We start from the raw sequence: 25,192 nt of genomic DNA on the forward strand, positions 1-25,192 counted from the left end.
ACCTCTCCGGTCGTTGCGCCGCGCGTCAGTCCCACTCCAGCCCCCCGCGCTTCCACTCGTAGACGAAGGGGATGGTGATGAGCACCAGGAACATCAGCATCGCGACGAGGCCGAACGCGGCCAGCGTGGCGAAGCTGACCGCCCACGGGTAGAGGAACACCACCTCGATGTCGAAGACGATGAACGTCATGGCCACGAGGTAGTACTTGATCGGGAAGCGACCGCCGCCGATCGCGTGCGGCGTGGGCTCGATGCCGCACTCGTACGCCTCGAGCTTGGCGCGGTTGTACCGCTTGGGGCCGATGAGCGCGCTCGAGCCGACGCCGCCGAGGGTCAGCACCGCCGCGATGCCCATGAGGATGAGCAGCGGGACGTACGGATTGGTCATCGCGCGTCACTCCACTTCGTCGTGGTGGTGCTGTCGGGGGTCATGCTGCCGGTGCGATCCTGGCCAGGGCCGCGATGGTCCGGTCCACCACGTCCCCACCTCGAGGCTCGTAGCAGTCGGACAGGAGCTTGAGCACGAAGCGCATGAGCAGCGGCCGCGGCAGCCCGTACCGCGTGCAGAGCCTCATGATCTGCGGGTGCTCGATGATCCGGACGAACAGCCGGCCGAGCGTGTAGTACCCGCCCAGGTCGTCCTTCATCCGGCGCTCGTAGGTGGCGAAGGCGCGCTCGCGTCCCGCGGCGGTCCCGCGGGCCAGGCCCTGCGCGATCGCATCGGCTGCCACGCGGCCCGCCTGCAGGCCGTACGCGATGCCCTCGCCGTTGAAGGGGCTGACCATGCCGGCAGCGTCGCCGGCGAGCATCAGCCCGTTGCCGTAGAGCGGACCGCGGTTGAAGCCCATCGGCAGGGCGGCGCCGCGCACGGGACCGATCTGGTTCTCCGGCGTGAACTCCCACTCGGCCGGAGCGTTGCGCATCCACGCTGCGAACAGGGCCTTGTAGTCGACCTTGGTGGCCGCCGCGGTCGAGCTCACGGAGCCGAGCCCCACGTTGGCGGTGCCGTCCCCGAGCGAGAAGATCCAGCCGTAGCCGGGCATGAGGTTGGACCTGCCGGGGGCGCCGTCCCAGAGCTCCAGGTGCGACTCCATCCAGGGGTCGTCGTGGCGCGGCGTGCGGAAGTAGGTGCGCACGGCCACACCCATCGGGCGGTCGTCGCGCTTGGTCAGGCCCATGCCCGTGGCGAGCCGGGCGCTCACGCCGTCGGCCGCGATCACCACCGGAGCGCGGTAGACGACGTCGTCGCCGGCCCGCTTGCCGTTCTCGTCGACCGGGCGCGCCGTCACGCCCAGGATGCGGCCCGTGCGCTCGTCGCGCACCGGGCTGGTGACGCTGGTGCGCTCGTGCACCTTCGCGCCCGCGGCGCGTGCGTGCTCGACGAGCGTGTGGTCGAACGACATGCGGGCCTTGGCCAGCCCGTACGACGGGTAGCTGGAGATCTCGGGCCAGTCGAGCTCGAGGCGGTGGCCGCCGCCGATGACGCGCAGGCCGCGGTTGCGGATCCAGCCGTCCTGCTCGCGGATGGGCAGACCCATGCGCACCAGCTCGGCGACCGCGCGCGGCGTCAGGCCGTCGCCGCAGATCTTGTCCCGCGGGAACGAGGCCTTGTCCAGGAGCAGGACGTCGAGGCCCGCAGAGGCACAGTGGAAGGCGGCGCCGGCCCCCGCGGGACCCGCGCCGACGACGATGACGTCCGCGTCATCTGTCGCTGCATCCACCACGAGTGACCCCACTTGTGACGTTGTTCACGATCGGCTCCGGCGAGCATAACCACGAGTTCGGGGACTGTCTTCGAAGGTAGGGCTAACTTCGAGCGCGCGGGTGAACAACGGCCCGTGATCTGGGGCTCCGCGCGTGGGGCGCGCTCGGGCACGCTTCGGGCAGGGACCCGCGAGAAGACGCGGCCCGGCTCCGTTTCTACTCCTCGCGCGTGTGCCGCGCACCCCTTCAGGAGGCCTTGGTGCCCCGGTGCAGCGCGACGATGCCGCCCGACAGGTTGCGGAACGCGACGTGCTCCCAGCCTGCGCGCTTGATCTGCACGCCCAGCTCGTGCTGGTCCGGCCACGCCCGGATGGACTCGGCGAGGTAGACGTAGGCGTCCGGCTCCTTGGACACCGCACGGGCCACGGGCGGGAGCGCCCGCATGAGGTACTCCGTGTAGACGGCCCGGAACGGCTTGAAGGTGGGCCGGGAGAACTCGCACACCACGAGCCGCCCGCCGGGCTTCGTCACGCGCAGCAGCTCGGTGAGCGCACCCGGTGCGTCCGGGACGTTGCGCAGGCCGAACGAGATCGTCACCGCGTCGAACGACTCGTCGGCGAACGGCAGCCGCATCGCGTCACCCGCCACGAACGGCAGGTCGGGGCGGCGGCGCTTGCCGACGCCGAGCATGCCCTCCGACAGGTCGCACGGGAGCACCCGCACGCCCTTGTCCGCGAGCGGCTCCGACGAGGTGCCGGTCCCCGCCGCGAGGTCGAGCACGGTCTCCCCGGGCTGCGCCGCGAGCGCGGCCAGGGTCGCCTTGCGCCACTGCCGGTCCTGGCCCAACGAGATCACGTCGTTGGTGCGGTCGTAGTTGCGCGCGACGGCGTCGAACATCGCGGCGACCTCGTTCGGGTCCTTGTCCAAGCTGGCGCGAGACATGCCCACATCGTCGCAGGTCGTCGGGACCGCACCGAACACCGCGGCGGGCCCTGCCTGAGGACGCGCTGAGGAGGGGTGGTGCGCGTCACGGGTCCGCGGCCGTGCAGCATCGCGTCGCAGGCATACGCTGGGCGACGATGAGCACGCTGACCTCCGCGGACGACGTGCCGCAGCCGCTCGTCGTCCGGACCGTCGCGCTCGACGGCCTCGGGGACGGCAGCGACCCGACCGACCCCACCGACCTGCTGGGTCTCCTGCCCGCCGACGCCCCGCTCGCGTGGGTGCGGCGCGGGGACGGGCTCGTCGGGTGGGGCGAGGCCCTGCGCGTCGAGGTGACGGGGGCGACGCGGTTCGCCGATGCCGAGCGGGCCTGGCAGGCCGTCCTGGCCCGCGCGATCGTGCGCGACGAGGTCCGCCTTCCGGGCACCGGGCCGGTGGCGTTCGGCTCCTTCGCGTTCGACGAGCACTCCCCCGTCGGCGGTGTCGTCGTGGTCCCGCGCGTCGTCGTCGGCCGCCGGGGCGGGCGCGCGTGGCTCACCACGATCACCACGGGTGCCCAGCTGGGCTCCGCGCCCGCGCTGGTCGACGTCGTCGGCCCCCGCGTCCCGCCGCGCGCGCCGGGCACCGTGACGTACGACGACGCGTCCGCCGCCGACTGGCCCGACGTCGTGGCCCAGGGCATCGCGGCGATCCGCGCGGGCGAGGTGGACAAGGTGGTGCTGGCCCGCGACGTGCACGCGCGCACCGAGCACCCGCTCGACTCCCGCTGGGTGCTGGACAGGCTCGCCGCGCAGTACCCGTCGTGCTGGACCTTCAGCGTCGACGGCATGCTCGGCGCCACGCCCGAGCTGCTGGTGCGCTCCGAGAAGGGACTCGTCACCTCCCGCGTGCTGGCCGGCACCATCCGCCGCACGGGTGACGACGCGGCCGACGTCGCCCGCGCCGCGATCCTGGCCCACTCGTCGAAGGATCTCGAGGAGCACGAGTACGCGGTGCAGTCCGTGGCGCACGCGCTCGAGCCGTTCTGCTCGTCGACCAACGTGCCCGACGTGCCCTTCGTGCTGCACCTGCCCAACGTGCTGCACCTCGCCTCCGACGTGACCGGCGTGCTGGCCGGCGGCGCGGGATCGCACCCGTCGTCGCTCGCGCTCGCGGCGGCGCTGCACCCGACCGCCGCCGTGTGCGGCACGCCCACCGAGGCGGCGCGCAAGCTCATCGCGCGCGTCGAGGGCATGGACCGAGGGCGCTACGCCGGGCCCGTGGGCTGGTTCGGCGCCGACGGTGACGGCGAGTGGGGCATCGCCCTGCGCTCGGCCCAGGTCGATCCCGAGGACGGGCGGCGCGTGCGGCTGTTCGCCGGCTGCGGGATCGTCGCCGCCTCGGACCCCACGGCCGAGCTGGCCGAGTCCGAGGCCAAGCTGGTCCCCATGCGCTTCGCCCTCGCCACCGACTGACCCGCCACCCCCCCCCGCCGGGCCCGACGCGCGCCGCCCGAGCCGCCCGCGCCGCCCGAGCCGCCCGAACTGCACGTTCCCCTGCGCCGACCGCGGGTCATCCGGCACAAGCGCTAGCCGCGCGCCACGCGCGGTCGGTCCGCGCGACCCGCGGTCGGCGAGGTGTGTGCGACGCCAAGGGGAACCGTGTCCCCGCGAGGGCGGATGGGTAGACGGGTACACGAGAAAGCGGGCATGACCGGCGAGCTGCTGTCGCCGCCGGCCCTCGTATTCACGCCGAGCGCGGGTCGGGCGGCGCGAGCGCTGGTCGCGCGCCACGCGCGGTCGGGCCGCGCGACCCGCGGTCGGCGCGGTGTGTGCGCTTGCGCGGCGGCCCGTGCCGCCAGGCTGGCCGTGCCGCCTACCCGACGGGAGCCCTACGCCGAGTGCGGGTCGGGCGGCGCGAGCGCTAGTCGCGCGCCACGCGCGGTCGGCCCGCACGACCCGCGGTCGGTGCTGGGTTGCGCTGACCCCGCGCGCCGGCCCGGCCACGTGCCGCCCAGGCCGCGCGCTGACCGTGCGGCCGACCCGACGCCAGCGCTCACGCCGAGCGCGGGTGTTGCGGCGCGAGTGCTGGTCGCGTGCCGCGCGCGGTCGGGCCGTGCGACCCGCGGTCGGCGAGGGGTTTGCGTGGCGCCCAGGGGACCGAACCGAGAGGGCGGGACCGGGCCCGGGGCGGGTAGACGGGGATGGCCGGCGACGGCGCGCCAGGGGGTGCGCGCCGGTCGCCGGCCGGTGTGGGGAGGGCGTCAGCCCTGGTTGCCCTGGGAGCTGCCGTCGCCGCCGCCCTGCTGCTCCTGGAACCACTTGTACAGCTGCTCCGGGGTGAGCTGGTCGAGGTTGGGGCCCTGGCCCGAGCCGTTGTCGGGCGCGGACTGGTCCGGCGTCGACTGGTCCGGCGAGGACTGGTCGGGCGTGGACTGCTGCGGCGCCTGCTGCGTCGCGTCCTCACGCGTCGCCAGCGTCACGTCGACGTCGAGCGCCTTGCCGTCGCGGACGATGGTCAGCGTGGCCTTGTCGCCCGAGGTGAGCGAGCGGACGTAGGCGGTCAGCGACTCGGCGCCCCCGACGGGCTTGTCGTTGATCGCGACCACCACGTCGCCGACCTTGAGGTCGGCAGCGGCAGCGGGCGAGCCGTCGCTGACGGACTCGATCTTGGCGCCCGCGCGGGTCACGCCGTCGGCGGTCGCGGTGCCGTCGTTCAGCCCGACACCGAGGAAGGCGTGCTTGGCCGTGCCGCTCTCGATGAGCTGCGCGGCGACGTTCTTCACCAGGTTGGACGGGATCGCGAAGCCGAGGCCGATCGAGCCCGACTGGCTGGAGAGCGTCGCGATGGACGAGTTGATGCCGATGACGCGGCCCTGCGCGTCGAACAGCGGGCCGCCGGAGTTGCCGGGGTTGACCGCGGCGTCGATCTGGATCGCGTTCGTGACCGTGCCGGCCCCACCGTTCTCGCCCTGCGTGGAGACGGGGCGGTCCACCGCGGAGACGATGCCGGTGGTGACGGTGTTGGCCAGGCCGAGGGGGTTGCCGACGGCCATGACCGGCTCGCCCACGACGACGCCGGCTGAGTCGCCGATGGCGGCGGGGACAAGGCCGCTGGGCGCCTTGTCGAGCTTGATGACGGCGAGGTCGGTGGTCGGGTCGGTGCCCACCACCGTGGCGTCGAAGATGCGGCCGTCGGTCAGCGTGACGGAGACCTTGCCCTCGGCGCCGGCGACCACGTGGTTGTTGGTGACGATGTGTCCGGCGTCGTCGATGATGACGCCCGAGCCCTGCGCACCGCCCTGCGAGGTCGTGACGGCGATGGCCACCACCGACGGCTGCACGGCCTTGGAGACAGCCTGCCAGTCGGGGTCGTCCGAGGTGGAGCCGGACACGGGCACCGCGTCGTTCGAGGTCTGGCCGATGGTGGCCAGGGACGCCGGCGAGGCGCCGTCGGGGCCGTCGTCGTGCGTGATGCCGAACACCGCGATGCCCGCGACGAGCGCGCCGACCGCCGCGGCGGAGGTCACGGGGAGCCACGCACCACGCTTCTTGGCGGGGGCCTGCGTGGCGACCGCCGGCTGGTCGGGGAACCAGGGGTTCACGGGCTGGGCCTGAGCGCCGGGGGCTGCCGGCGCGGCGCCGACGTACGGCATCGGCGCGGTGTGCGCCGGCACGGCAGCACCGGCGGCGCCGGCAGCGGCGGCAGCACCAGCGCCGGCAGCGGCACGGTCGGCCGCCTCGCGCTGTGCCGCCTCGCGCTGCGCGGCCTCGTACAGCGCGCGCTGGTCGGCGGGCGCGGCCGGGTGCGGCGGCGTGAACGGGTTGGTGGGGTGCGGGACGGGCGGGATGGGCTGCGTCGTCTCCGACTGCGGGTGCTCGTTCTCTGGCGTGGTCATCGGTGTGGCCTCCTCGGTATGGCCCCTATGCAACCGGGTCTCGCTGGAGGCAGGCTTCAGGGAACCTGGGAGTTCGCTGCGAGTTTCTCAGGCGACGAACCCTCAGGTGGCAGCGGGGTCTACAGGTCGGTCGCGACGAGCGCCGCGGCCACGTCCGCGGCCAGCCGCGCGCCCAGCTCGCGGCGCCCCGAGCGGTCCACGCGGACCTCGACGACCGACAGCCCCCGGCCCGGCGCGGCGAGCGCGGGAAGCAGCCCGTCGACGTCGCCCACGCGCGTGTGCCGCACGCCGTACCCTGCGCACAGCGCCGCCACGTCGGCCCCGTGAGGCGTGCCGAAGACGCGCTCGAACACGTCGGCCCGCTCGGGCTCCCCCGGCTCGAGGGTCGAGAAGATCGCCCCGCCCTCGTCGTTCGCGACCACCACTTGCAGATCGACGGCCGGCTCGAGCGGGCCACGCAGCAGGCCGCCCACGTCGTGCAGGAACGTGAGGTCGCCCATCACGGCGCGGACGCGGCGCCGCGGCAGCCCGAGCGCGACGCCGATCGCCGTCGAGACGGTGCCGTCGATGCCCGCGAGCCCACGGTTGGCGAGCACGGCCGGGGCCTCCTCCCAGCGGGCCACGAGGTCGAGGTCCCGCACCGGGCTCGACGAGCCGACGACGAGCACGTCGTCGGGGCTCGAGGCCGCGGCGACCGCGCGCGCGAGCGCCAGGCCGGTGACGCGCGCACCGGCGCGCTTGCGATGGCCCCGCTCGGCCGGGTCCAGCGCCGCGTCGAGGACTCTCGTCGCGCGCTCGTCGGCCGCCTTCCACGCCTCCAGCCAGCCCGCCGGCGAACCCAGCCGACCGGTCCGCATCCGGCTGGGCGCCTCCAGCAGCACCTGGTCCGCGGCACGTGCCGCGTCCGGCCACGCCGCTCCCGTGGGCGCGATGACCACGACCTCCACGTCGGCGCGGGCCAGGAGCCGCTGCACACCGCGCGTGAGCGTCGGGCGGCCCAGCACCACGGCGCGGCGCACCCGGCCGCCCAGCCGCTCGTCGGCCAGCAGCAGCTGGTACGCGGCGATCGCGTGGGTGCCGCTGCGAGCACCGGACGATGGCTCGGCCAGCAGCGGCCAGCCGTTCGCCTCCGCGAGCCGACGCGCGCCGATGCCGGCCCCGTCGCCGGCGACGACGACCGTGGGGGTTCCGGCCAGGCGGCCGCCGCGGACAGGAGCCCGCGCCGGGTCGGGCACGGGGACCGGCGTGCTCGGCGGGCGCAGCTCGACGTGCGCGAGGCCGCTCGTCCCGGGCTCGGGCCACGGGTCGTCCCCGGGGACCAGCGGCTCTCGGAAGCACAGGTTGAGGTGCACCGGGCCGGGGTCGCCGGTCCGGGCGCCCTGCGCCGCTGCGACCGCGCGGACGGCCAGCGCGCGCATGTCGCGATCCTCGTCGGGGCGTCCGACCGGCGCAGGGACGTCGAGCGCGAGGCGCACGGCCCCGGCGAAGATCCCGACCTGCTCGGTGGTCTGGTTCGCTCCCGTCCCGCGCAGCTCGTGCGGCCGGTCGGCGGTGAGTAGCAGCAGCGGGACGCCCGCGTGGTGCGCCTCCAGCACCGCGGGGTGCAGGTTGGCGACGGCCGTGCCGGACGTGGTCACGACGGCGACCGGCCGCGGCTGCTCGTCGAGGGCGTGCGCGCGCGCCAGGCCCAGGGCCAGGAAGCCGGCGGACCGCTCGTCGATGCGCACGTGCAGGTGGAGGGCCGGCGCACCCGCGGGGCGCTCGGCCTCCGGGCGGGCGGCGTCGGCGAGTGCGTACGCGAGCGGCGCGCTGCGGGAGCCGGGCGCGAGCACCACGTCCTGCACGCCCAGCGCCGCGAGCGCCTGGATCAGCACCCGCGCCGCGCTGGTCGACGGGTGCGTGGTCACGCCCGACATCATGCCTGGTCGGCGGCGTGCGGTTCGACCTCGCGCAGGCGCTGCTCCCACCGCGCGACGAGGCCGTCGTCGCCGGCCGCCGCGGCGAGCAGCGCCGGGTCGGGCTCCGGGCGCCGCACGGGCAGGGCGCCGTCGACGGGCAGCAGCGGCTCCGCGACCACGTCGGCGCTCAGCAGCTGCGCGGTCGCCAGCCCGCACGCGTACGGCAGCTCGGGGAGGGCCGCCGCCAGCGCGACGCCGGCCGCCAGCCCCACCGAGGTCTCGAGCGCGGAGGAGACCACCACCGGCAGACCGACCCGTTCGGCGAGCTCGAGGCAGGCGCGCACTCCCCCGAGCGGCTGGACCTTGAGGACCACGATGTCCGCCGCGTGCGCCCGGACGACGGCGAACGGGTCCGACGCGCGACGGATCGACTCGTCCGCGGCGATCGGCACGTGCGTCCCGCGGCGCACCCGGGCGAGGTCCTCGACGTCTGGCACGGGCTGCTCGGCGTACTCGAGCCCGCCCGCCGCGCGGTCGAGCGCCGCGAGCCGCGCGACGGCGGTGTCGACGTCCCACGCGGCGTTGGCATCCACCCGGATCGCCCCGTCGGGGCCGATCGCGTCGCGGACCGCCTCGAGCCGTGCGATCTCGTCGGCGAGCGACTGGCCCGGCTCGGCGACCTTCACCTTGGCGGTGCGACAGCCGCCGGAGGCGCTGACGATGCGGTGGGCGTGCTCGGGCCCCACGGCGGGGACGGTCACGTTGACCGGGATGCGGTCGCGCAGCGGCGCGGGCCAGCCCTCGTCGGCCGCCTCACGCGCCGCGCGCCACCACGAGGCGGACTCCTGCGGTCCGTAGTCCCAGAACGGGCTGAACTCGGCCCAGCCGGCGTCGCCGCGCAGCAGGACGCCGTCCCGACGGAGCAGGCCGCGGAACCGGGTCCGCAGCGGGACGTCGTACACGAGCACGGGCCCACCGTAGTCACACGACGCGCGCGACCACCTCTCGCGCGTGGGCACGCACGTCCCGCCCCTCGCTGAGCGCTGCCAGCGCAGCACCGTCCACCAGGGCGACGAGCACCTCGGTCGGCCACGGCAGGCCCAGACCGGCGATCGCCGCGTCGAGCGCCGCGCGGCCCCGGGCGTAGGCCCCGGCCAGTGCGGGCAGGCGCCCTGCTCCGGCCAGGTGCTCGTAGTGCCCCCGCAGCACCCGGTCGTCACCCGGCGGCAGCACGGCGTCGACCAGCGCCTGCGCGGCGGACGAGCGCTCGCGGGCCGCGACGGCGCGGGCGTGCGCCGCCCACTGCTCGGCCAGCTCGGCGCCGGCCGCGGCGAGTAGCTCGTCGAGGTCCGCGAAGTAGTAGGTGGTGGCCGAGAGCGACGCGCCCGCGCGCGCCGCGACGGCGCGGTGGCTCACCGCCGCCGGGCCGCCCTCGCGGACCAGCGCGACCGCGGCGCCGACGAGCGCGGCGCGGCGCTGCTCACCGCGCGCGCGGCGACCGTCCGTCATGCGTGACCACCGCCCGACAGGTTCAGGCCCGCCACGCCCGCGACGATGAGCAGGATCGAGACGATCTTGACGATCGTCGCGGGCTCGTCGAGGAGCACCATGGCGAGGACGGCGGTCGTGACAGCTCCGATGCCGACCCACACCGCGTACGCACTCCCCACCGGCAGGCTCCGTAGCGCGAAGGCCAGCCCCGCCATGCTCGCCGCCAGCATCACGACGAAGCCGACGCTCGGCCACAGCCGGGTGAACCCGTGCGACTCCTTGAGCGACAACGCCCACCCCGCCTCGAGCAGACCCGAGAGCACCAGCACGACCCACGCCATGACGACCACCTCACAACAGGCGCACCGGGTGGCATGTCCCGCCGTCGTACGCCGTTCTAGTACGACCGTACCATAAAGCTGCCGCTACTAGGGTGGGCGACGTGAACGCCGAGCTCCCCGACCGCGTGTCCGAGACCTTCGACCCCACCCGATGGCGCACGGTCGAGGGGTTCCAGGACCTCACCGACCTCACCTACCACCGGGGGGTGGACCGCTCCGGCGAGCCGCGGGACCTGCCGGTGGTCCGCGTGGCCTTCGACCGGCCGGAGGTGCGCAACGCGTTCCGCCCGCACACGGTCGACGAGCTGTACCGCGTGCTCGACCACGCGCGCATGACCTCGAGCGTCGGCACCGTGCTGCTCACGGGCAACGGTCCGAGCCCGCGTGACGGCGGGTGGGCGTTCTGCAGCGGCGGGGACCAGCGCATCCGCGGCCGCGACGGCTACCGGTACGCGGACGGCGACACGGCCGCGGCCGTCGATCCGGCGCGCGCAGGACGGTTGCACATCCTCGAGGTGCAGCGCCTGATCCGCACCATGCCCAAGGTGGTCGTCGCGCTCGTCGGCGGCTGGGCCGCGGGTGGCGGCCACTCGCTGCACGTGGTCGCGGACCTGACCATCGCCTCGCGCGAGCACGCGCGCTTCATGCAGACCGATGCCAACGTGGGCTCGTTCGACGGCGGGTACGGCTCGGCGCTGCTGGCGCGGCAGGTGGGCCAGAAGCGCGCGCGGGAGATCTTCTTCCTCGCGCGGGAGTACTCGGCCGAGCAGGCGCTGGCGTGGGGTGCGGTCAACGACGTCGTGCCGCATGCCGAGCTCGAGGAGGCGGGGCTCGAGTACGCGCGGATCATCGCGAGCAAGTCGCCGCAGGCCGTGCGGATGCTCAAGTTCGCGTTCAACCTCGCGGACGACGGGCTGGCCGGGCAGCAGGTGTTCGCGGGCGAGGCGACGCGCCTTGCCTACATGACCGACGAGGCGGTCGAGGGCCGTGACGCCTTCCTGGAGCGCCGCGAGCCGGACTGGTCCGGCTTCCCCTACGCCTACTAGCGGCTGACCATCGCCCAGGCGGCGAGATCCACCACCTGCGCCACCAGCACGGCGGCGCCCACCAGCAGGCCGGTGAGGATGAGGCCGGCGGCGACCACCGCGCCGAGGGAGGCCGTGTCGTGCTCGTGGATGTGCGGGTGCGTCATGCCTCAAGGCTCGCCGCGCAGCCCCGGACGCCACATCGCCCCCCGGTCGCGTCGTCGCACACGCGGACTCAGCCCGGCGGCGCGACGCCGTCCACCCTCAGGAGGAGATCGACAGCCTGCCGTCCTCCTTCGGGACCAGCTCCACCCAGGTGTTGCCGGGAGCGAGCAACGCCGGCTTCCCGTTGGCGGTGAACAGGCGCAGCGGCTCGTCCGTGGCGGCCTTCTTCCAGGTGACCGCGATCGTCTTGCCGCCCGTGGCGACCGTGCCCTTGCCGGAGCCGACCAGCTTGTAGACGGGCACGGGTGCACCGCCCTGCGCGTTGAAGCCCGAGTCGACGTGCCGCGCGACGATCGAGACGACGTTCACGGCGACGAGGCGCTTGCCGTCCCGCCCGGTGGCCGGCGTGGATCCCTCGCTGCGGTTCCACTTCTTGGCCTTGCCGTCCCAGGTCCAGGACGGGTTCGACGCGGCCGAGAGGTGGAAGTCGAGCTTCGAGGCCGCGCGCCCGTACGCGACGGCCGCCGACTCGGCGGCCGTCCGGGCGAAGAGGAACTGCTGGGCGGGAGAGTCCTGGTGCCGCGCGTTGGCGGACTTCCAGAACGTCTTGGGGTCGCCGTACACGTTGTGCGGCGCCGCACGGTCGTGCGTGCGGTACATGCCGGGCGTCCCCGCGTCGTTGCTCAGCGGCTGCAGCCCGGCCTTCGCGACGAGCGGCAGGATGCCGCGCTGGCCGCCCGAGAACGCGAGCAGCCCCTTCGTGGGCGCGAGCACGATGGGGTCCGACGGCCGCACCGACCGGATGGGGCCCACCTCGGCGGGCACGTGCGAGTGGTACACCGCGATGTAGCGCGAGACCTGGAACTCGACGATCGTCTCCCAGACCACGTCCGCCTCGTTGAGGCCCGTCTGCGGCCTGGCCTGGCTCGTGTTCTCGATCTTCACCGCGAGCGCGGCCCGGTTCGCGGGCTTGCCGGCGACGCCGGTGAGCGGCCAGACCGGCTCGGCGGACGGCGTGGGCGCGGGCGCCTTGCTCGGCTCGATCGTCGGCCCCACGACGACGGGCGACGGGGTGGGTGCCGGGTCAGCGTCCCCGCTGCACGCGGTCAGCGCCAGCGCGATGCTGCCCACCGCGGCCGTCGCCACCCACACGGACCTTGCCGACATCTGCACTCCCCGAGGACTCCGCACGGGAACAAGGCTGACACACGCGTGCGCCTGCTCGTGGCCGCCGCCCCGGCGCGCCTCGGGGTGAGGACCGGCCGCCGGCCCGTGGCGTGCCGCGGGTCCGCCTACTCTGGGGACGTGACCCGGCCGCTGCGTGACGTCTCCGCGCGGCCGGACCTCCTGCTCGGCGCCCTCGCCGCGGCCCTGGACGGCTCGGGCCCCGCCGTCCTCCCGCGTGAGGACGTGCGACCGGACCGCCCCGAGTCCGACGAGGTGCCGGCCGACGTGGCCCTCGTGGTGCACACCTCCGGCTCCACGGGCGAGCCGCGCGGCGTCATGCTCGGCGCGGCCGCCCTCCGCGCGTCGGCGTCGGCGACCGCCGCCCGGCTCTCCGGTCCCGGTCAGTGGCTCCTCGCGCTGCCTGCCACGCACGTGGCGGGGGTCCAGGTGCTCGTGCGGTCGGTCCTGGCGGGCACCACGCCCGTCGTGCTCGAGCCCGGCCCGTTCCGGCCGGCCGCGTTCGTGGCGGGCGCCGCGCGGATGGCTCCCGGCACGCGCTACACCTCCCTGGTCCCCACCCAGCTCGTCCGGCTCCTCGAGGACCCCGCGGCGACCGCGGCACTGACCGGCTTCGACGCCGTGCTGCTGGGCGGGGCGGCCACGCCCGGTGCGCTGCTGGCCGCGGCGCGCGCAGCGGGCGTGCGCGTGGTCACCACGTACGGCATGTCCGAGACGTGCGGCGGCTGCGTGTACGACGGCGTGCCGCTCGACGGCGTCTGCCTCGCCCTGGAGGACGGCCGCGTCACCATCGCCGGGCCGGTGCTCGCGACCGGCTACCTCGGACGACCCGACCTGGACGCCGAGACGTTCGTGGTGCGGGACGGCGTCCGGCGCCTGCGGACCGCCGACCTGGGCCGGATCGACCGCGGCGTGCTCACGGTCCTCGGCCGCGCCGACGACGTCATCGTGACCGGCGGTGTCAACGTCGCGCCCGCCGCCGTCGAGGACGTCGTGGCGGCGCTTCCGGGCGTCGCGGAGGTGTGCGTCGTCGGCCTGCCGGACGACGAGTGGGGGCAGGCGGTCGTCGCCGCGGTGGTCCCCGCCGGGACGCCCCCTACGCTCGAGGCGGTGCGGGCGGCGGTCTCCGCCGCGCTGGGCTCCCCCAGCGCGCCGCGGCGCCTCGTCGTCCTCGACCAGCTCCCTCACCGAGGGCCCGGCAAGCACGACCGCCGAACCCTCGCCCTCGCCCTCACCGACCGGAGGACCACCACGTGACGTCACCCCAGGAGTGGCTGGCCGGAGCCCGCCTGCGCACGCTGCCCGCGGCCGCCGCGCCCGTGCTCGTCGGCACCGGCGCGGCCGCCGAGATGGGCTCCTCGCACCTGGGCATGGCTGCCCTGGCCCTCGGCGTCGCGCTCGCGCTGCAGGTGGGCGTCAACTACGCCAACGACTACAGCGACGGCATCCGCGGCACGGACCTCGACCGCGTGGGCCCCCTGCGCCTCACGGCGTCGGGCACCGCCACTCCCCAGGCCGTGCGCACGGCCGCGTTCGCGTCCTTCGGCGTCGCGGCGCTGCTGGGGCTGTGGCTCGTGGCGCTCAGCGGCCAGTGGTGGCTGCTCGCCGTGGGCGCGCTCGCGGTCGTCGCGGCGTGGACCTACACGGGCGGCAGCAACCCGTACGGCTACCGCGGGCTCGGCGAGGTGGGTGTGTTCGTCTTCTTCGGCCTGGTCGCCGTCGCGGGCACCACCTACACGCAGGCCGGCGGCGTCTCGTGGGCCGCCTGGGTGGGTGCCGTCGCGGTCGGGCTGCTCGCGTGCGCCCTGCTCATGGTCAACAACCTGCGCGACGTGCCCACCGACGCGCTCGTGGGCAAGCGGACCGTGGCGGTCCGGCTCGGCGACCACCGCGCGCGGCGCGTCTACGCGGCGCTCGTCGTCGTGCCGGTGCTGCTGGGCGGCGTGTGCGCCTTCGCGAACCCGTGGGCGGTCATCGTCCTGGTGCTGCTGGTGCCCGCCTCGATCCTCGCGGGCGTGGTGCTCCTCGGCGCCCGCGGTCGCGCTCTCGTGCCCGTCCTCGCCGGGACGGGCATGCTCGAGCTCGGGTTCGGCGTGCTGCTGGGGATGGGCCTGGCGCTGTAGCGCTCAGGCCTGGTCGTCGCCCCGCGCGGGCTGGCCGCCCCGCCGTGCGTCGTCTCCCCGCGCGGGCTCACCGCGGCGCGCCGCCTCGTCGAGCTCGTCCTCGAGCTCGGCGTCCTTCTCCGTGGCGGTCCGCGCCCGTCCGGGGCGCCCCTCCGATCGCGCCTGCACGAACGCCGCGGCACGCGTGCGCTGCTTGTCCAGCAGCAGGTAGCCGAGCAGCCAGCCGATGACCAGGCCCGCGAGCGGAGCGAGCCAGGAGTGCATCCCCGCCCACCAGGCCCCCGCGGTCGCCGCGGCGAACAAGGCGAGGCGCAGCAGGGTGTAGGTCACGACGGGCACCGTCCCAGGGTAGGTCAGGCGGGCACTCGCTCCGAACCGCACTAGCCTGGCCCGATGAAGAACCTCGGCGCCCTGCTGCTCATCGGGCTCGTCGTCTACTCGGTGATCGGGATCGTGCGCAGCGAACCGGGCGAGCGGCTCGGCGTGCCGCGCGCCCTGTGGGTGCTGCTCGTGGTGCTCATCCCGCTCGTGGGGTCCATCGTGTGGATCGTCGTCAGCACCACCCACCGCGCGGCACAGCCCCGCACCACGCTGTCCCGGGGGCCGTCCGCGCCCGACGACGACGACGAGTTCCTGTGGCGGCTCGACGAGGAGCGCCGCCGCACCAACCCACCGACGGACGAGCCCAAGCAGTAGCCGCCCGGCTCGGGCCGGTCAGAGAAACGATCAGGCGCGGGTCGGTCAGAGGCCCGAGTACGAGTGCTTGCCCGTGACGACGAGGTTGACCACCGTGAAGTTGGCCAGCACCACCGCGTAGCCGACGAACACGAAGTAGGCCGCCCGCCGCCCGCTCCAGCCGCGCGTGGTGCGCGCGTGCAGGTACGCCGCGTAGACCACCCACGCCACGAACGTGCCGATCTCCTTGGGGTCCCAGCCCCAGTAGCGGCCCCACGCGTGCTCGGCCCAGATGGCGCCGCCGATGAGGGTGAACGTCCACAGCACGAAGCCGACCGCGTTGAGCCGGAACGCCATGGCCTCCAGGCGGCGGGCGTCGGGGACCTGCTCGAGCCACGCGAACCGCGGCCCGGTCACGGCCCACCCGGCGAAGGTCTGGCGCAGCCCGTCGGCGCGGGACCACGGCGTCACCAGGTGCGAGTGCGCGTTCTCCCGGCCGTCGCGCAGCACCTGCAGCACGGACGCCGCGAACGCCACGGTGAAGACGCCGGTCGCGGTGATCGCGACGCCCACGTGGATGATGAGCCAGTAGCTCTGCAGGGCCGGCTGGACCGCCTCGGCCTCGACGTAGAACTTGAGCAGCGCGAGCGCGAGCGACAGCACCGACAGGCCCATCACCAGCACGCTGATGAACGGGATGATGCGCCGCCGCTGCACGATCGCGAGCACAAGGGTCGCGACGAAGACGCCGACGAGCGTGAACTCGTACATGTTCGCCGTGGGCCAGCGCCCGGCCGCGAGCCCGCGCGTCACGATGCCGCCGAGCAGCAGCGCGACGCCCAGGTAGTGCGTGGAGCGGGCGATGCCCTCCGCGCGCCGCGAACGGCTCGGCGCAGCCTCGTCGGCCGAACCGGCGACCGCGCTCACCGGACCGCCCGCACCGGCACCGACGCGCGCCGGCACGGCGGCCGGCACGCGGCGCTGGGCCTGCTCCGCGATGCGCGCCATGTCGACCGTGTAGGCGATGAGCGAGACGGTGAAGGTCGTCGCCGCGGCCCAGACGAGCAGGGTGCTCAGGTCACCGAGGTTCATGGCGTCTCCTGCGTCGTGGTGAGCTGGTCGGGCCGCCGTCCGGCCGGCCGGTCGGGTGTCTCGGGCAGCGTCGCTGCGAGGATCCTGTCGAGCTCGGGCTGGAGCCCGACGTCGTCGCCTCGCGCCAGTCCGGCGGCGGTGACCACTGTACGACCGCCCTCGGGGGCGGCGCGTACCCAGATGCGCCGGCGCGGGGCGAACAGCGAGGTGGCCAGGCCCAGGAAGGCCAGCACGGCGAACACGAGCACGTACGTCAGCGTCGGGTCGTAGCGCAGGTCGAGGGCGACGAAGCGCGGCAGCGCGGAGAAGGTCAGCGAGCCCAGCCCGTCGGGCAGCTCGACCGTCTCCCCCAGCTTCACGTACAGCGTCACCGGGTCGCCGTTCGCGTCGACCGACTGCGTCATGCGCGACTCGTCGAGCTCGTAGACGTTCTGCGGCACGCCGGTGTCCAGGCCCAGGTTGCCGTGCCACACCGTCAGCACCAGCAGCGGGTTGCCCGGCTGCGGGTAGATCGACTGCCACGTCGTGGCGTCCACCTGCTTGGCCGTGGGCAGCAGGTAGCCGACGATCCCGATCTGGTCCTGGTCGCCCGAGACGCTCGGCACCTTGATGACACCGCGCGAGGTGTACTGCTGGTTCTGCGGGAGGAACGGGACCTTGCCGCCGCCCGCGATCTTGCCGGACGCGTCGCGGACCTCGATCTGGGGCGCGTAGCCGTTGCCCTGCAGGTAGACCTTGGCGCCGTCCACGTCGAGCGGGTGGTTGACCTTGATGGTCCGCTTCTCCGGGTCCTGGCCGGGCTCGGTGAGCGTCACGTGCGCCGTGAAGTCGCGCGGGTTGAGCGTCACCGGGTCGAACCGGGACTCGAACTCGTCGAGCTGCATGGTGAACGGCTCGAGGGAAGCCGGGTCGAACGCGGTGCCCTGCTCGAACGAGTCGTAGCGGACCACCGAGTTGGCGAAGCCGTTGCCCTGCACCACGATCGCCTGTCCGCGGTAGTGCAGCATCTGGCCCGTCGCGACCGAGATGAGCAGGCCGACGAGCGCGAGGTGGAACACCAGGTTGCCCGTCTCGCGCAGGTAGCCGCGCTCGGCGGACACGGACCAGGCGCCCGCACCCTCGTCGCGCACGTCGACGCGGTACCGCGGCCACAGCGGCAGCCACGGCCGGCGCAGCACGGCAGCGGCGGCTCGGACCACGGCCTCCGGGTCGTCCTCCGAGGACCCCTCGCCCTGCGCGGGGAAGCGCGCGAACCGGCGGGGCGTGCGCGGCGGCCGTCCGCGCAGCGCGCTGAGGTGCACCTTGGTGCGCGGCAGGATGCACCCGACGAGCGAGACGAACAGCAGGATGTAGATCGCCGAGAACCACACCGACGCGTACACGTCGAAGAAGCCGAGCCGGTCCAGCCAGGGGCCCGACGTGGTGTGGTCCGCGAGGTAGCGCGTGACCTTGGTGGCGTCCTGCGCACGCTGCGGGAACATGGTGCCGGGCACCGCGGCGACCGCGAGCAGCATGAGCAGCAGCAGCGCCACCCGCATGCTCGTCAGCTGCCGCCAGGTCCAGCGCAGCCAGCCCACGACGCCGATCGCCGGCACGGCGACGGGAGCAGCCGCGGGCGCGTCGGCCTCCGCCGCGAACGAGTCCTCGAGCCCCTCGGGGCGGTAGCGCACCACGTCACACCACCGTGGTGAAGCCGTCGGAACCGGTGACCAGGCCCTGCAGCCACGACGCCCACTGCGACCACACGCCGGTGACCAGGGCGATGCCGATGACCACGAGCATCCCCCCGCCGATCCGCATGATGGCCAGCCGGTGCCGGCGCAGGAACCCCAGCGCGCGCGTGGAGGACTCGAAGCCCAGCGCGACGAGCACGAACGGCAGGCCGAGCCCGACGCAGAACATCACCGACAGCAGGGCACCGCGCCAGGGCGTGCCGCCGTCGAGCGAGAGCGCGAAGATCGCCGTCAGGGTGGGGCCGATGCAGGGCACCCAGCCGAGGCCGAACGTCAGGCCGAGCAGCGGCGCGCCCCACAGGCCGGCGCGCGGCGCGAGGTGGACGCGCCGCTCGTTCTGCAGGAACGGGATGAAGCCCATGAAGGCCAGGCCCATGACGATGACGACCGCGCCCATGATGCGGGCGATGGTGTCCTGGTAGGTGTTCAGCCAGCCGCCGAGCGAGCCGGCGAGCACGCCGAACGCCACGAACACCGCCGTGAACCCGGCGACGAACAGCGAGACCCCGAGCAGCACGCGTGACCGCGCCGGGGCCACCCGGGCCGTCGCGGTGGTCCCCCGCCGGCTGAGGTTCTCGGCCGAGCCGGACATGCCGCCCAGGTAGCCGAGGTAGCCGGGCACGAGCGGGAGCACGCAGGGAGACGCGAACGAGACGAGCCCCGCGACGAGGGCCACCGGCACGGCGAGCAGCAGCGTCCCGGAGGCCGCCGTCTGCCCGAACCACTCGCCGGCGCCGGCGATCACGCGCTCTCCGCGAGGAGGTCGTCGATGACGCCGCGCAGGGTGGAGGCGTCGGCGATCCCGAGGATGCGGGCGCCCACCTTCCCCTCGCGGTCGAGCACGACCGTGGTCGGCACGGCGTTGATGGGGACGACGCCCTGCAGCGCGGCGACGGCCGCACCGGTGTTGTCCTTGATGCTCGGGTACGGGACGTCGTACTTGCGCGCGAACGCGTCCGCGTCGGCGGCCTCGTCGGTGCCGTTCAGGCCGATCACGTGCACGCCCTGGTTCGCGTAGTCGTTGGCGACGCCCACCAGGTCGCTCGCCTCGGCGCGGCACGGCGGGCAGTTGGCGTACCAGGTGTTGACGACGACGACGTCGCCGAGCCAGTCGGCGACGTCCTGCTGCTTGCCGGCGAAGTCCGTGCCCTGGAGCGCGACCGGTCCCTTGCGGTCACCCGCGGGCCACGTCTTGACGGCGCCGTCGCTCGAGACGAAGCCCTGGTTGCTGACGTCGTTCGAGCCCTGCCCGTCGTCGCTGCAGCCCGCCAGCACGCCGGCCGCCAGGCCCGCCGTGAGCACGGCTGCGGCGAGGATCCGTGCGCGCATGCTCACGCCCCCGCCACGGTCGAGGCGCCGGGCAGCAGGTGGGCGGCCGGCTCGGCGTAGCCGATGCCCACCAGGCGGTCGTCGTCGAACGTGAGGCTGGTGAGGCTGGCGAGCGAGCACTGCCGCTTGCGCGGGTCGTGCCACAGGCGACGCTGCTCGGCGGACAGGCGCGTGACCCACACGGGCAGCTGGTGGCTCACCAGGACGACCTCGTGCCCGCGGCCCACCTCACGCGCTGAGGCGACGGCCGCCATCATCCGGGCGGCCTGGTCCTTGTAGGCCTCGCCCCAGGACGGCCGGAACGGGTTGCGCAGGTACGGCCAGTGCTGCGGGTGGCGCAGCGAGCCGTCGCCCACGCCGAACGTCATGCCCTCGAAGTGGTTGCCCGCCTCGATGAGGCGCGGGTCGGTGCCGACCTCGAGGCCGAACGCGGCCGCGATGGGCGCGGCGGTCTCCTGCGCGCGCTGCAGCGGCGAGGCGATCACGGCGACCACGTCGTGCGGGCGGGCGGGGTCGGCGAAGTGCTCGGCGACGGCCCGCGCCATCTCCTGGCCGCGCTCGGAGAGTCGGTAGCCCGGCAGCCGGCCGTACAGGACGCCCTCGGGGTTGTGGACCTCGCCGTGGCGCATGAGGTGGACGGTCGTGGCAACCATGCGGGTCAGTCTCCCCTACGCCGCTGTGTGCCGGATGCGCTCAGTCCAGATTTGCGGCGTGACACGGGCCACTGACCAGGTGGTCGCGCACCGTCTGCATCGCGTCGCCGAGCGCCCGGAACTGCTCGGGCGTGAGGACGTCGACCAGGTGGTCCCGCACCGACTGGACGTGCGGCGGCGCGGCCGCCACCAACGTGGTCCAGCCGAGCTCGGTCATGGTGCACTCGACGCCGCGCGCGTCCGCGGAGCACGCCGAGCGCACCACGAGCCCGCGCTCCTCCATGCGCCGCACGGTGTGCGTCAGGCGGCTGCGCGAGTGCGCGAGGTCGTCGGCCAGCCCGGACATCCGCTGCGTGCGGTCGGGCGCCTCCGAGAGGCGCACGAGCACCTCGTACTCATGCGCGGAGAGCCCGGAGCTCGCGTCGAGCTCGTGGGCGATGACGTCGAACAGGCGGATGGTGGCGTCGCGGTAGGCGCGCCAGTCCTTCTGCTCCTGCTCGGTGAGCCACTGGACGGGCTGGGGGCCGGGCTCCGGGGTCGCCTCGGTCGCGCCCGCAGCGGGCGTGCTCTCGGTCACAGGGTCGAGCGCGCCGAGCGTGGGGGTGGTGCCCATGGTCGAGGACCTCCGTCCGTCAGGTGTTGCGCATCCGGTGCGAGTGTAGTACAAAGTTGAACTAACAGTTTTGGTTGATGTTTCAACAAGCCTGACTCGACACGCCTGGAGGCACCTCATGACCACCACCACGAACGCCGCACTCCCCGCCGAGCTGACCGCCGGCACCTGGACGCTCGACACGTCGCACACCGAGGCGAGCTTCACGGTGCGCCACGCGGGCATCTCCAAGGTCCGCGGCACGGTCGCCGTCACCGGCGGCGAGCTGGTCGTGGGCGACGAGCTGCACACCTCCTCGGTCTCCGTGACGCTCGACCCGGCCACGGTCACCACGGGCGACGCGAACCGCGACGGTCACCTCAAGACCGGCGACTTCTTCGACGTCGAGAAGTTCGGCCAGTGGACCTTCGTGTCCACGTCCGTCCGCCAGGACGGTGGCGACTACGTCATCGTGGGCGACCTCACCATCCACGGCGTGACCAAGTCCGTCGAGCTCGCCACCGAGTTCAACGGCACGGCCGTCGACCCGTTCGGCAACCAGCGCGCGGGCTTCGAGGCCACCACGACCATCTCCCGCAAGGACTTCGGGCTGACCTACAACGCGGCCCTCGAGGCCGGCGGCGTGCTCATCTCGGACAAGGTCGTCATCTCGCTCGACGTCTCGGCGATCAAGCAGGCCTGATCCGCACCAGCACCACCCGCGAGCGCGCGGTCCCTGCGGGGGCCGCGCGCTCGTGCGTTGCCGCGCACGCGACTCCCCGCAGCGCGTGATCAGGCGCCCGTCGCCGTGCGCCGCGCGTCGTGGAACGCCAGGATCTGCAGCTCGGAGGCGACGTCGACGGCCCGGAGGTCGACGTGCTCGGGCACCCGCAGCGCGCGGGGGGCGAACGTGAGGATGCCCGCGACCCCGGCCTGGACGAGGGCGTCGCACACGTCCTGCGCCCCGGCCGCCGGGGTCGCGATGACGCCGATGCTCACGTCCCTGCTGGTCACGATGTCGGCGAGCTGGTCGAGCGGCTCGACCACCAGCCCGGCGACGGTGGTGCCGACGACCGCAGGCGACGCGTCGACGAGCGCGACCACCGCGAAGCCGCGGTCGGCGAAGCCCGAGTAGTTGGCGAGCGCGTGGCCCAGGTTGCCGATGCCGACGATGACGACGCGGCGCTGCGTGGCCAGCCCGAGCGCGACCCCCACCTGCTCGGACAGGTGCGCCACGTCGTAGCCCACCCCGCGCCGACCGTACGAGCCGAGGAAGGACAGGTCCTTGCGCAGCTGGGCTGGGCTCACACCCGCGCGGACCGCGAGCTCGTCCGACGACGTCGTGACGACGTCCTCCGCGGCCAGGGCGTCGAGGGCGCGCAGGTACCCAGGCAGCCGCGCCACCGTGGCGGGTGGGACCGCGCGCACGGCGCCGTTCGTCGGATGGATCACCACGCCAACTCCCTCGTCGACCGGGGTCAGCGTCGACCCTGCGGGTCAGGCTAAGGCTCGCGGGGCGCGGTGGCGAGAACCCGCCGCAGACGATCCGCGTCGATGCGCCAGTAGCCCTGCCGCACGCCGTCGACCTCGACCACGGGGACGAGCTCGCCGTACTCCTCGCGCGTCGCACCGCCGACGACGTCGATGTCCACCTCGGACCACGTCGCGCCGGTCTCGGCCGCGACCGCCTCGACCAGCACACGGGCGTCGTCGCACAGGTGGCAGCCGTCCCGACCGAACAGGACGATGCGCGTGCTGGCCATGCGGCCGACCCTATCGCCTGCCTGCCGGCGACCCCGCGCGGTTGCCGTGGTTACTGCAGTGGCTGTCGTTACAGGGGCCGTCGTTACAGTGGCGACGTGCGCCAGGTCGATCCCTCCCCCCGAGCGGAGCACTGCGCCGTCGCGGCGTTCTTCGACGTGGACAACACGATCATCCGCGGCGCGAGCTCCTTCCACCTGGCGGTCGGCCTGTACCGGCGCGGTTTCTTCCACCGCTGGGACCTGCTGCGGTTCGGCCTCCACCAGGCCCGCTACCGGCTGTTCGGCGAGAACACGGAGCAGATCGACGACCTGCGCCAGGAGGCGCTCGCGATCATGCGCGGGCACTCGGTCGCCGAGGTCACCGCGATCGCCGAGGACATCTACGACGAGGTCCTGTCCCTGCGGATCTACCCCGGCACCCAGCGCCTGCTCGACGAGCACGTCGCGGCGGGCCACGGCGTCTGGCTCGTCACCGCGACCCCGGTGGAGATCGCCTCGCTGCTCGCCCGCCGGCTGGGCGCGACCGGCGGGCTGGGCACGATCGCCGAGCACGCCGACGGGTACTACACGGGCCGACTGGTGGGCGACATGCTGCACGGCGAGGCCAAGGCGGCGGCCGTCCGGCAGCTCGCCGCGCAGGAGGATCTCGACCTGGGCGCGTGCTACGCCTACGGCGACTCGCTCAACGACGTCCCGATCCTGTCGCTCGTGGGCAACCCGTGCGCCATCAACCCCGAGGGGCGCCTGCGCCGGTACGCGGCCGAGGTGGGCTGGCCCGTCCGCGAGTTCCGCGTGCGTCGGCGCACCGCGCGACGCGGCATCAACGCCGCGAGCCTGGCCGGCGCCGCCTGGGCCGCCGGGCTGGTGATCCGGTCGATCCGCCGATCCCTGCGCACCCGCTGACGCTCTCTGCGCAGCCGCTGAGGCGCCGCGGCCACCGCGGCGGACGGCTCGCGGGGACTGCATCCGGTCCTCCCTATGCTGAGCGGGTGCCTGACGTGATCCGCCCCGCCACGCCCGCCGACGTCGACGCTCTGGCGCGCCTCGCGGCCGTCACGTTCCCGCTCGCGTGCCCGCCGGGATCCACGGCGCAGGACCAGCAGGAGTTCATCGACGCGGTGCTCTCGCCCGCGCGGTTCGCCGAGTACGTCGCCGACCCGCAGCGCACGGTGCTCGTGGCGGAGTCGCCCGACGAGTCGCCAGAGGATGCGACGGACGAGCCCGCTGACGACGGCCCGGCCCGCGAGCTCGTCGGCTACACGATGCTCGTCGCGGGCGAGCCCACCGATGACGACGTGCGCGCCGCCCTCACCCTCGCGCCCACCGTCGAGCTGTCCAAGTGCTACGTGCACCCCGACCACCACGGTGCCGGCACGGCGAGCGCGCTCATGGAGCGCTCGCTCGCGGAGGCGCGGGCGGCCGGCGCCGCCGGGATGTGGCTGGGCGTCAACCAGCTCAACGCCCGCGCGCAGCGGTTCTACACGCGGCACGGGTTCGCCGTGGTGGGCGTCAAGCACTTCCAGGTGGGCACCCGGCTCGAGGACGACTACGTGCTCGAGCGCGCCCTGTGAGCTGATTCCCGCGCAGCCACGGGCTACGGGCAGCGCTCGAACCTCGAGCCGTCGAGCGCGAGGTCGAACCCGACGGCGTTGAGGTTCATCGCGCTGGCCTCGGCGCAGTAGCCGTCGCCCTCGTACTCCGCGACGAACACCGGCTTGCCGGCCGCCACGAACGGCGCGAGCAGGTCGCACTCGTCGTACTGGAAGCACTGCTCGTCGACCGCGCCGTCGACGTAGTCGATCAGGCGCGGGATCTGGTCGAGGTCGTTCTTGAGCAGCACGCTCATGCCATGCGCGTGGGTGCTGTTGAACAGGAGCTGGTCGTAGACGAGCTGGTCGTCCGCGGTGAACGGGAAGCCGGGCCGGTTGGCGTAGCCGTCGACGTTGTCCCACTCCACGGCGTCGAAGCCCTTGTCGGCGCACATCCGCACGCGGGCGGACATGATCTGCGCCAGCGAGCTCGTCGCCTCCTGGACGTCCCGGACGTCCAGCCAGACCTCACCCGCCCATCCGTCCACCGCCGCGCCCTTGAGCGACTCGGGGAACCGCTCTGCGTCGGGACGCCAGTCCTCCCACGTCCCCGCAGAGAGGTAGCACACGGCCTTCGTGCCCGCGGCGTGGACCGCCGCGACGTCGGCAGCCGTCGCCTCGAAGCCGTCGAAGTCGAGCATGGCGACGTCGCGGTAGGGCGCGCGCGGCACGGAGGCCAGCTGCCAGTCCCAGGTGGTCCGGACGGGCGGCCGCCACGCGCCGGGGGCCGCCACGACGGGCGGGTCCAGCCGCGCACCGCCGCGGGCCGAGCCCGTCGAGCCGGCGTCGGCGGCCGAGCCCGTGTCGGCGGCCGAGCCCGTGTCGGCGGGCGACGAAGCCGCCTGCGTCGGGAGCATCGGCAGCACCAGACCCACGAGCGCGCCGACCGCCACCGAGACGGCCGTCAGGAGCGCGCGCGTGACGCGAGGATCCCTGGGGCGGATCACGGGTCGGGACATCCGGGTCTCCCCGTGAGCGACGGGCCGGGAAACACGTCGGGCCCGGCGGCAGCCGG

At 74.2% G+C, this 25,192-nt stretch carries 28 protein-coding genes; 8 read left to right on the forward strand and 20 right to left on the reverse strand.

Going from position 1 to position 25,192, the window contains the following annotated elements:
• Positions 1 to 25 precede the first annotated feature (25 nt).
• From QRT05_RS12825 to QRT05_RS12835, 3 genes are all read right to left on the reverse strand, one after another.
• On the reverse strand, positions 26 to 388 hold the full coding sequence (locus QRT05_RS12825; protein WP_289447654.1) for an NADH-quinone oxidoreductase subunit A: 363 nt from the start codon (positions 386 to 388) through the stop codon (positions 26 to 28).
• 40 nt (positions 389 to 428) lie between these two features.
• Positions 429 to 1,724, reverse strand: coding sequence for a geranylgeranyl reductase family protein (locus QRT05_RS12830; protein ID WP_289447859.1), 1,296 nt, complete (start codon positions 1,722 to 1,724; stop codon positions 429 to 431).
• Between the two features lie 226 nt (positions 1,725 to 1,950).
• Positions 1,951 to 2,646, reverse strand: a complete 696-nt coding sequence (locus QRT05_RS12835; protein ID WP_289447655.1) for a demethylmenaquinone methyltransferase — start codon at positions 2,644 to 2,646, stop codon at positions 1,951 to 1,953.
• A 137-nt stretch (positions 2,647 to 2,783) separates the two neighbouring features.
• On the opposite strand from QRT05_RS12835, the gene QRT05_RS12840 reads away from it, so the two are divergent.
• Positions 2,784 to 4,100: an isochorismate synthase gene (locus QRT05_RS12840; RefSeq protein ID WP_289447656.1), complete on the forward strand. Its 1,317-nt coding sequence runs from the start codon at positions 2,784 to 2,786 to the stop codon at positions 4,098 to 4,100.
• Positions 4,101 to 4,888: 788 nt separating this feature from the next.
• Here the strand turns inward: QRT05_RS12840 and QRT05_RS12845 are convergent.
• The 5 genes from QRT05_RS12845 to QRT05_RS12865 all read right to left on the reverse strand — a co-directional run bounded on the left by QRT05_RS12845 (position 4,889) and on the right by QRT05_RS12865 (position 10,253).
• Complete coding sequence (locus QRT05_RS12845) at positions 4,889 to 6,523, reverse strand: S1C family serine protease (protein WP_289447657.1); 1,635 nt, start codon at positions 6,521 to 6,523, stop codon at positions 4,889 to 4,891.
• 119 nt (positions 6,524 to 6,642) lie between these two features.
• Positions 6,643 to 8,439: a 2-succinyl-5-enolpyruvyl-6-hydroxy-3-cyclohexene-1-carboxylic-acid synthase gene (menD, locus tag QRT05_RS12850; protein ID WP_289447860.1), complete on the reverse strand. Its 1,797-nt coding sequence runs from the start codon at positions 8,437 to 8,439 to the stop codon at positions 6,643 to 6,645.
• Complete coding sequence (locus QRT05_RS12855) at positions 8,439 to 9,389, reverse strand: o-succinylbenzoate synthase (protein ID WP_289447658.1); 951 nt, start codon at positions 9,387 to 9,389, stop codon at positions 8,439 to 8,441. Before QRT05_RS12855 ends, menD begins: the two co-directional genes overlap by 1 nt.
• Before the next feature lie 13 nt (positions 9,390 to 9,402).
• A complete protein-coding gene (locus QRT05_RS12860) occupies positions 9,403 to 9,930 on the reverse strand; it encodes a TetR/AcrR family transcriptional regulator (protein ID WP_289447659.1) in 528 nt (175 codons plus the stop codon).
• Entirely contained in the window at positions 9,927 to 10,253 is a 327-nt protein-coding gene (locus QRT05_RS12865; protein ID WP_289447660.1) for a DMT family transporter, read from the reverse strand. Before QRT05_RS12865 ends, QRT05_RS12860 begins: the two co-directional genes overlap by 4 nt.
• A 101-nt stretch (positions 10,254 to 10,354) precedes the next feature.
• On the opposite strand from QRT05_RS12865, the gene QRT05_RS12870 reads away from it, so the two are divergent.
• Positions 10,355 to 11,299 carry a 1,4-dihydroxy-2-naphthoyl-CoA synthase gene (locus QRT05_RS12870; protein WP_289447661.1) on the forward strand — a complete coding sequence of 315 codons (945 nt, stop codon included), beginning with the start codon at positions 10,355 to 10,357 and terminating at the stop codon, positions 11,297 to 11,299.
• Here QRT05_RS12870 and QRT05_RS12875 read toward each other — a convergent pair.
• Both QRT05_RS12875 and QRT05_RS12880 read right to left on the reverse strand, forming a co-directional pair.
• On the reverse strand, positions 11,296 to 11,445 hold the full coding sequence (locus tag QRT05_RS12875) for a hypothetical protein (protein ID WP_289447662.1): 150 nt from the start codon (positions 11,443 to 11,445) through the stop codon (positions 11,296 to 11,298). The genes QRT05_RS12870 and QRT05_RS12875 overlap by 4 nt on opposite strands.
• A 97-nt stretch (positions 11,446 to 11,542) precedes the next feature.
• Positions 11,543 to 12,610 (reverse strand): DUF3048 domain-containing protein, encoded by a 1,068-nt coding sequence (locus QRT05_RS12880; protein WP_289447663.1) that lies wholly within the window; start codon positions 12,608 to 12,610, stop codon positions 11,543 to 11,545.
• Positions 12,611 to 12,748: 138 nt separating this feature from the next.
• Between QRT05_RS12880 and menE the strand changes: the two genes are divergently transcribed.
• Both menE and QRT05_RS12890 read left to right on the forward strand, forming a co-directional pair.
• Positions 12,749 to 13,885 (forward strand): o-succinylbenzoate--CoA ligase, encoded by a 1,137-nt coding sequence (gene menE, locus QRT05_RS12885; protein WP_289447664.1) that lies wholly within the window; start codon positions 12,749 to 12,751, stop codon positions 13,883 to 13,885.
• Positions 13,882 to 14,751 carry a 1,4-dihydroxy-2-naphthoate polyprenyltransferase gene (locus QRT05_RS12890; protein ID WP_289447665.1) on the forward strand — a complete coding sequence of 290 codons (870 nt, stop codon included), beginning with the start codon at positions 13,882 to 13,884 and terminating at the stop codon, positions 14,749 to 14,751. The genes menE and QRT05_RS12890 overlap by 4 nt, the downstream gene beginning before the upstream one ends.
• Before the next feature lie 3 nt (positions 14,752 to 14,754).
• Here the strand turns inward: QRT05_RS12890 and QRT05_RS12895 are convergent, their stop codons facing one another.
• Positions 14,755 to 15,090, reverse strand: coding sequence for a DUF4229 domain-containing protein (locus QRT05_RS12895; protein ID WP_289447666.1), 336 nt, complete (start codon positions 15,088 to 15,090; stop codon positions 14,755 to 14,757).
• 54 nt (positions 15,091 to 15,144) lie between these two features.
• Between QRT05_RS12895 and QRT05_RS12900 the strand changes: the two genes are divergently transcribed.
• A complete protein-coding gene (locus QRT05_RS12900) occupies positions 15,145 to 15,447 on the forward strand; it encodes a PLDc N-terminal domain-containing protein (RefSeq protein WP_289447667.1) in 303 nt (100 codons plus the stop codon).
• Between the two features lie 45 nt (positions 15,448 to 15,492).
• Here the strand turns inward: QRT05_RS12900 and ccsB are convergent, their stop codons facing one another.
• Genes ccsB through QRT05_RS12930 form a run of 6 tightly spaced genes read right to left on the reverse strand, consistent with a single transcriptional unit; the run spans position 15,493 to position 20,846 of the window.
• On the reverse strand, positions 15,493 to 16,518 hold the full coding sequence (gene ccsB / locus QRT05_RS12905; RefSeq protein WP_289447668.1) for a c-type cytochrome biogenesis protein CcsB: 1,026 nt from the start codon (positions 16,516 to 16,518) through the stop codon (positions 15,493 to 15,495).
• Positions 16,515 to 18,191, reverse strand: a complete 1,677-nt coding sequence (gene resB / locus QRT05_RS12910) for a cytochrome c biogenesis protein ResB (RefSeq protein ID WP_289447670.1) — start codon at positions 18,189 to 18,191, stop codon at positions 16,515 to 16,517. The genes ccsB and resB overlap by 4 nt, the downstream gene beginning before the upstream one ends.
• A 1-nt stretch (position 18,192) precedes the next feature.
• Positions 18,193 to 18,996, reverse strand: coding sequence for a cytochrome c biogenesis CcdA family protein (locus tag QRT05_RS12915; RefSeq protein ID WP_289447671.1), 804 nt, complete (start codon positions 18,994 to 18,996; stop codon positions 18,193 to 18,195).
• Entirely contained in the window at positions 18,993 to 19,580 is a 588-nt protein-coding gene (locus QRT05_RS12920; RefSeq protein ID WP_289447861.1) for a TlpA family protein disulfide reductase, read from the reverse strand. The genes QRT05_RS12915 and QRT05_RS12920 overlap by 4 nt, the downstream gene beginning before the upstream one ends.
• A 2-nt stretch (positions 19,581 to 19,582) precedes the next feature.
• Positions 19,583 to 20,233 (reverse strand): histidine phosphatase family protein, encoded by a 651-nt coding sequence (locus QRT05_RS12925; RefSeq protein ID WP_289447672.1) that lies wholly within the window; start codon positions 20,231 to 20,233, stop codon positions 19,583 to 19,585.
• A gap of 40 nt (positions 20,234 to 20,273) precedes the next feature.
• Complete coding sequence (locus QRT05_RS12930) at positions 20,274 to 20,846, reverse strand: MarR family winged helix-turn-helix transcriptional regulator (RefSeq protein WP_289447673.1); 573 nt, start codon at positions 20,844 to 20,846, stop codon at positions 20,274 to 20,276.
• 118 nt (positions 20,847 to 20,964) lie between these two features.
• Between QRT05_RS12930 and QRT05_RS12935 the strand changes: the two genes are divergently transcribed.
• The gene (locus QRT05_RS12935) at positions 20,965 to 21,528 is read left to right on the forward strand and encodes a YceI family protein (RefSeq protein ID WP_289447674.1); all 564 of its coding nucleotides are present in this window, start codon (positions 20,965 to 20,967) and stop codon (positions 21,526 to 21,528) included.
• A gap of 89 nt (positions 21,529 to 21,617) precedes the next feature.
• Here the strand turns inward: QRT05_RS12935 and QRT05_RS12940 are convergent, their stop codons facing one another.
• Both QRT05_RS12940 and QRT05_RS12945 read right to left on the reverse strand, forming a co-directional pair.
• Positions 21,618 to 22,274 carry a redox-sensing transcriptional repressor Rex gene (locus QRT05_RS12940; protein WP_407650350.1) on the reverse strand — a complete coding sequence of 219 codons (657 nt, stop codon included), beginning with the start codon at positions 22,272 to 22,274 and terminating at the stop codon, positions 21,618 to 21,620.
• Positions 22,275 to 22,327: 53 nt separating this feature from the next.
• Positions 22,328 to 22,588, reverse strand: a complete 261-nt coding sequence (locus tag QRT05_RS12945; protein WP_289447676.1) for a glutaredoxin family protein — start codon at positions 22,586 to 22,588, stop codon at positions 22,328 to 22,330.
• Between the two features lie 96 nt (positions 22,589 to 22,684).
• Here QRT05_RS12945 and QRT05_RS12950 point away from each other — a divergent pair, with 96 nt between their 5' ends.
• Positions 22,685 to 23,491: an HAD family hydrolase gene (locus tag QRT05_RS12950; RefSeq protein WP_289447677.1), complete on the forward strand. Its 807-nt coding sequence runs from the start codon at positions 22,685 to 22,687 to the stop codon at positions 23,489 to 23,491.
• 86 nt (positions 23,492 to 23,577) lie between these two features.
• On the forward strand, positions 23,578 to 24,159 hold the full coding sequence (locus tag QRT05_RS12955) for a GNAT family N-acetyltransferase (RefSeq protein ID WP_289447678.1): 582 nt from the start codon (positions 23,578 to 23,580) through the stop codon (positions 24,157 to 24,159).
• Between the two features lie 23 nt (positions 24,160 to 24,182).
• On the opposite strand, the gene QRT05_RS12960 is transcribed toward QRT05_RS12955, so the two are convergent.
• A complete protein-coding gene (locus QRT05_RS12960; RefSeq protein WP_289447679.1) occupies positions 24,183 to 25,136 on the reverse strand; it encodes an endo alpha-1,4 polygalactosaminidase in 954 nt (317 codons plus the stop codon).
• Positions 25,137 to 25,192 lie beyond the last annotated feature (56 nt).

Source organism: Cellulomonas edaphi (assembly GCF_030362815.1).
Classification (GTDB): Bacteria; Actinomycetota; Actinomycetes; order Actinomycetales; family Cellulomonadaceae; genus Cellulomonas; species Cellulomonas edaphi.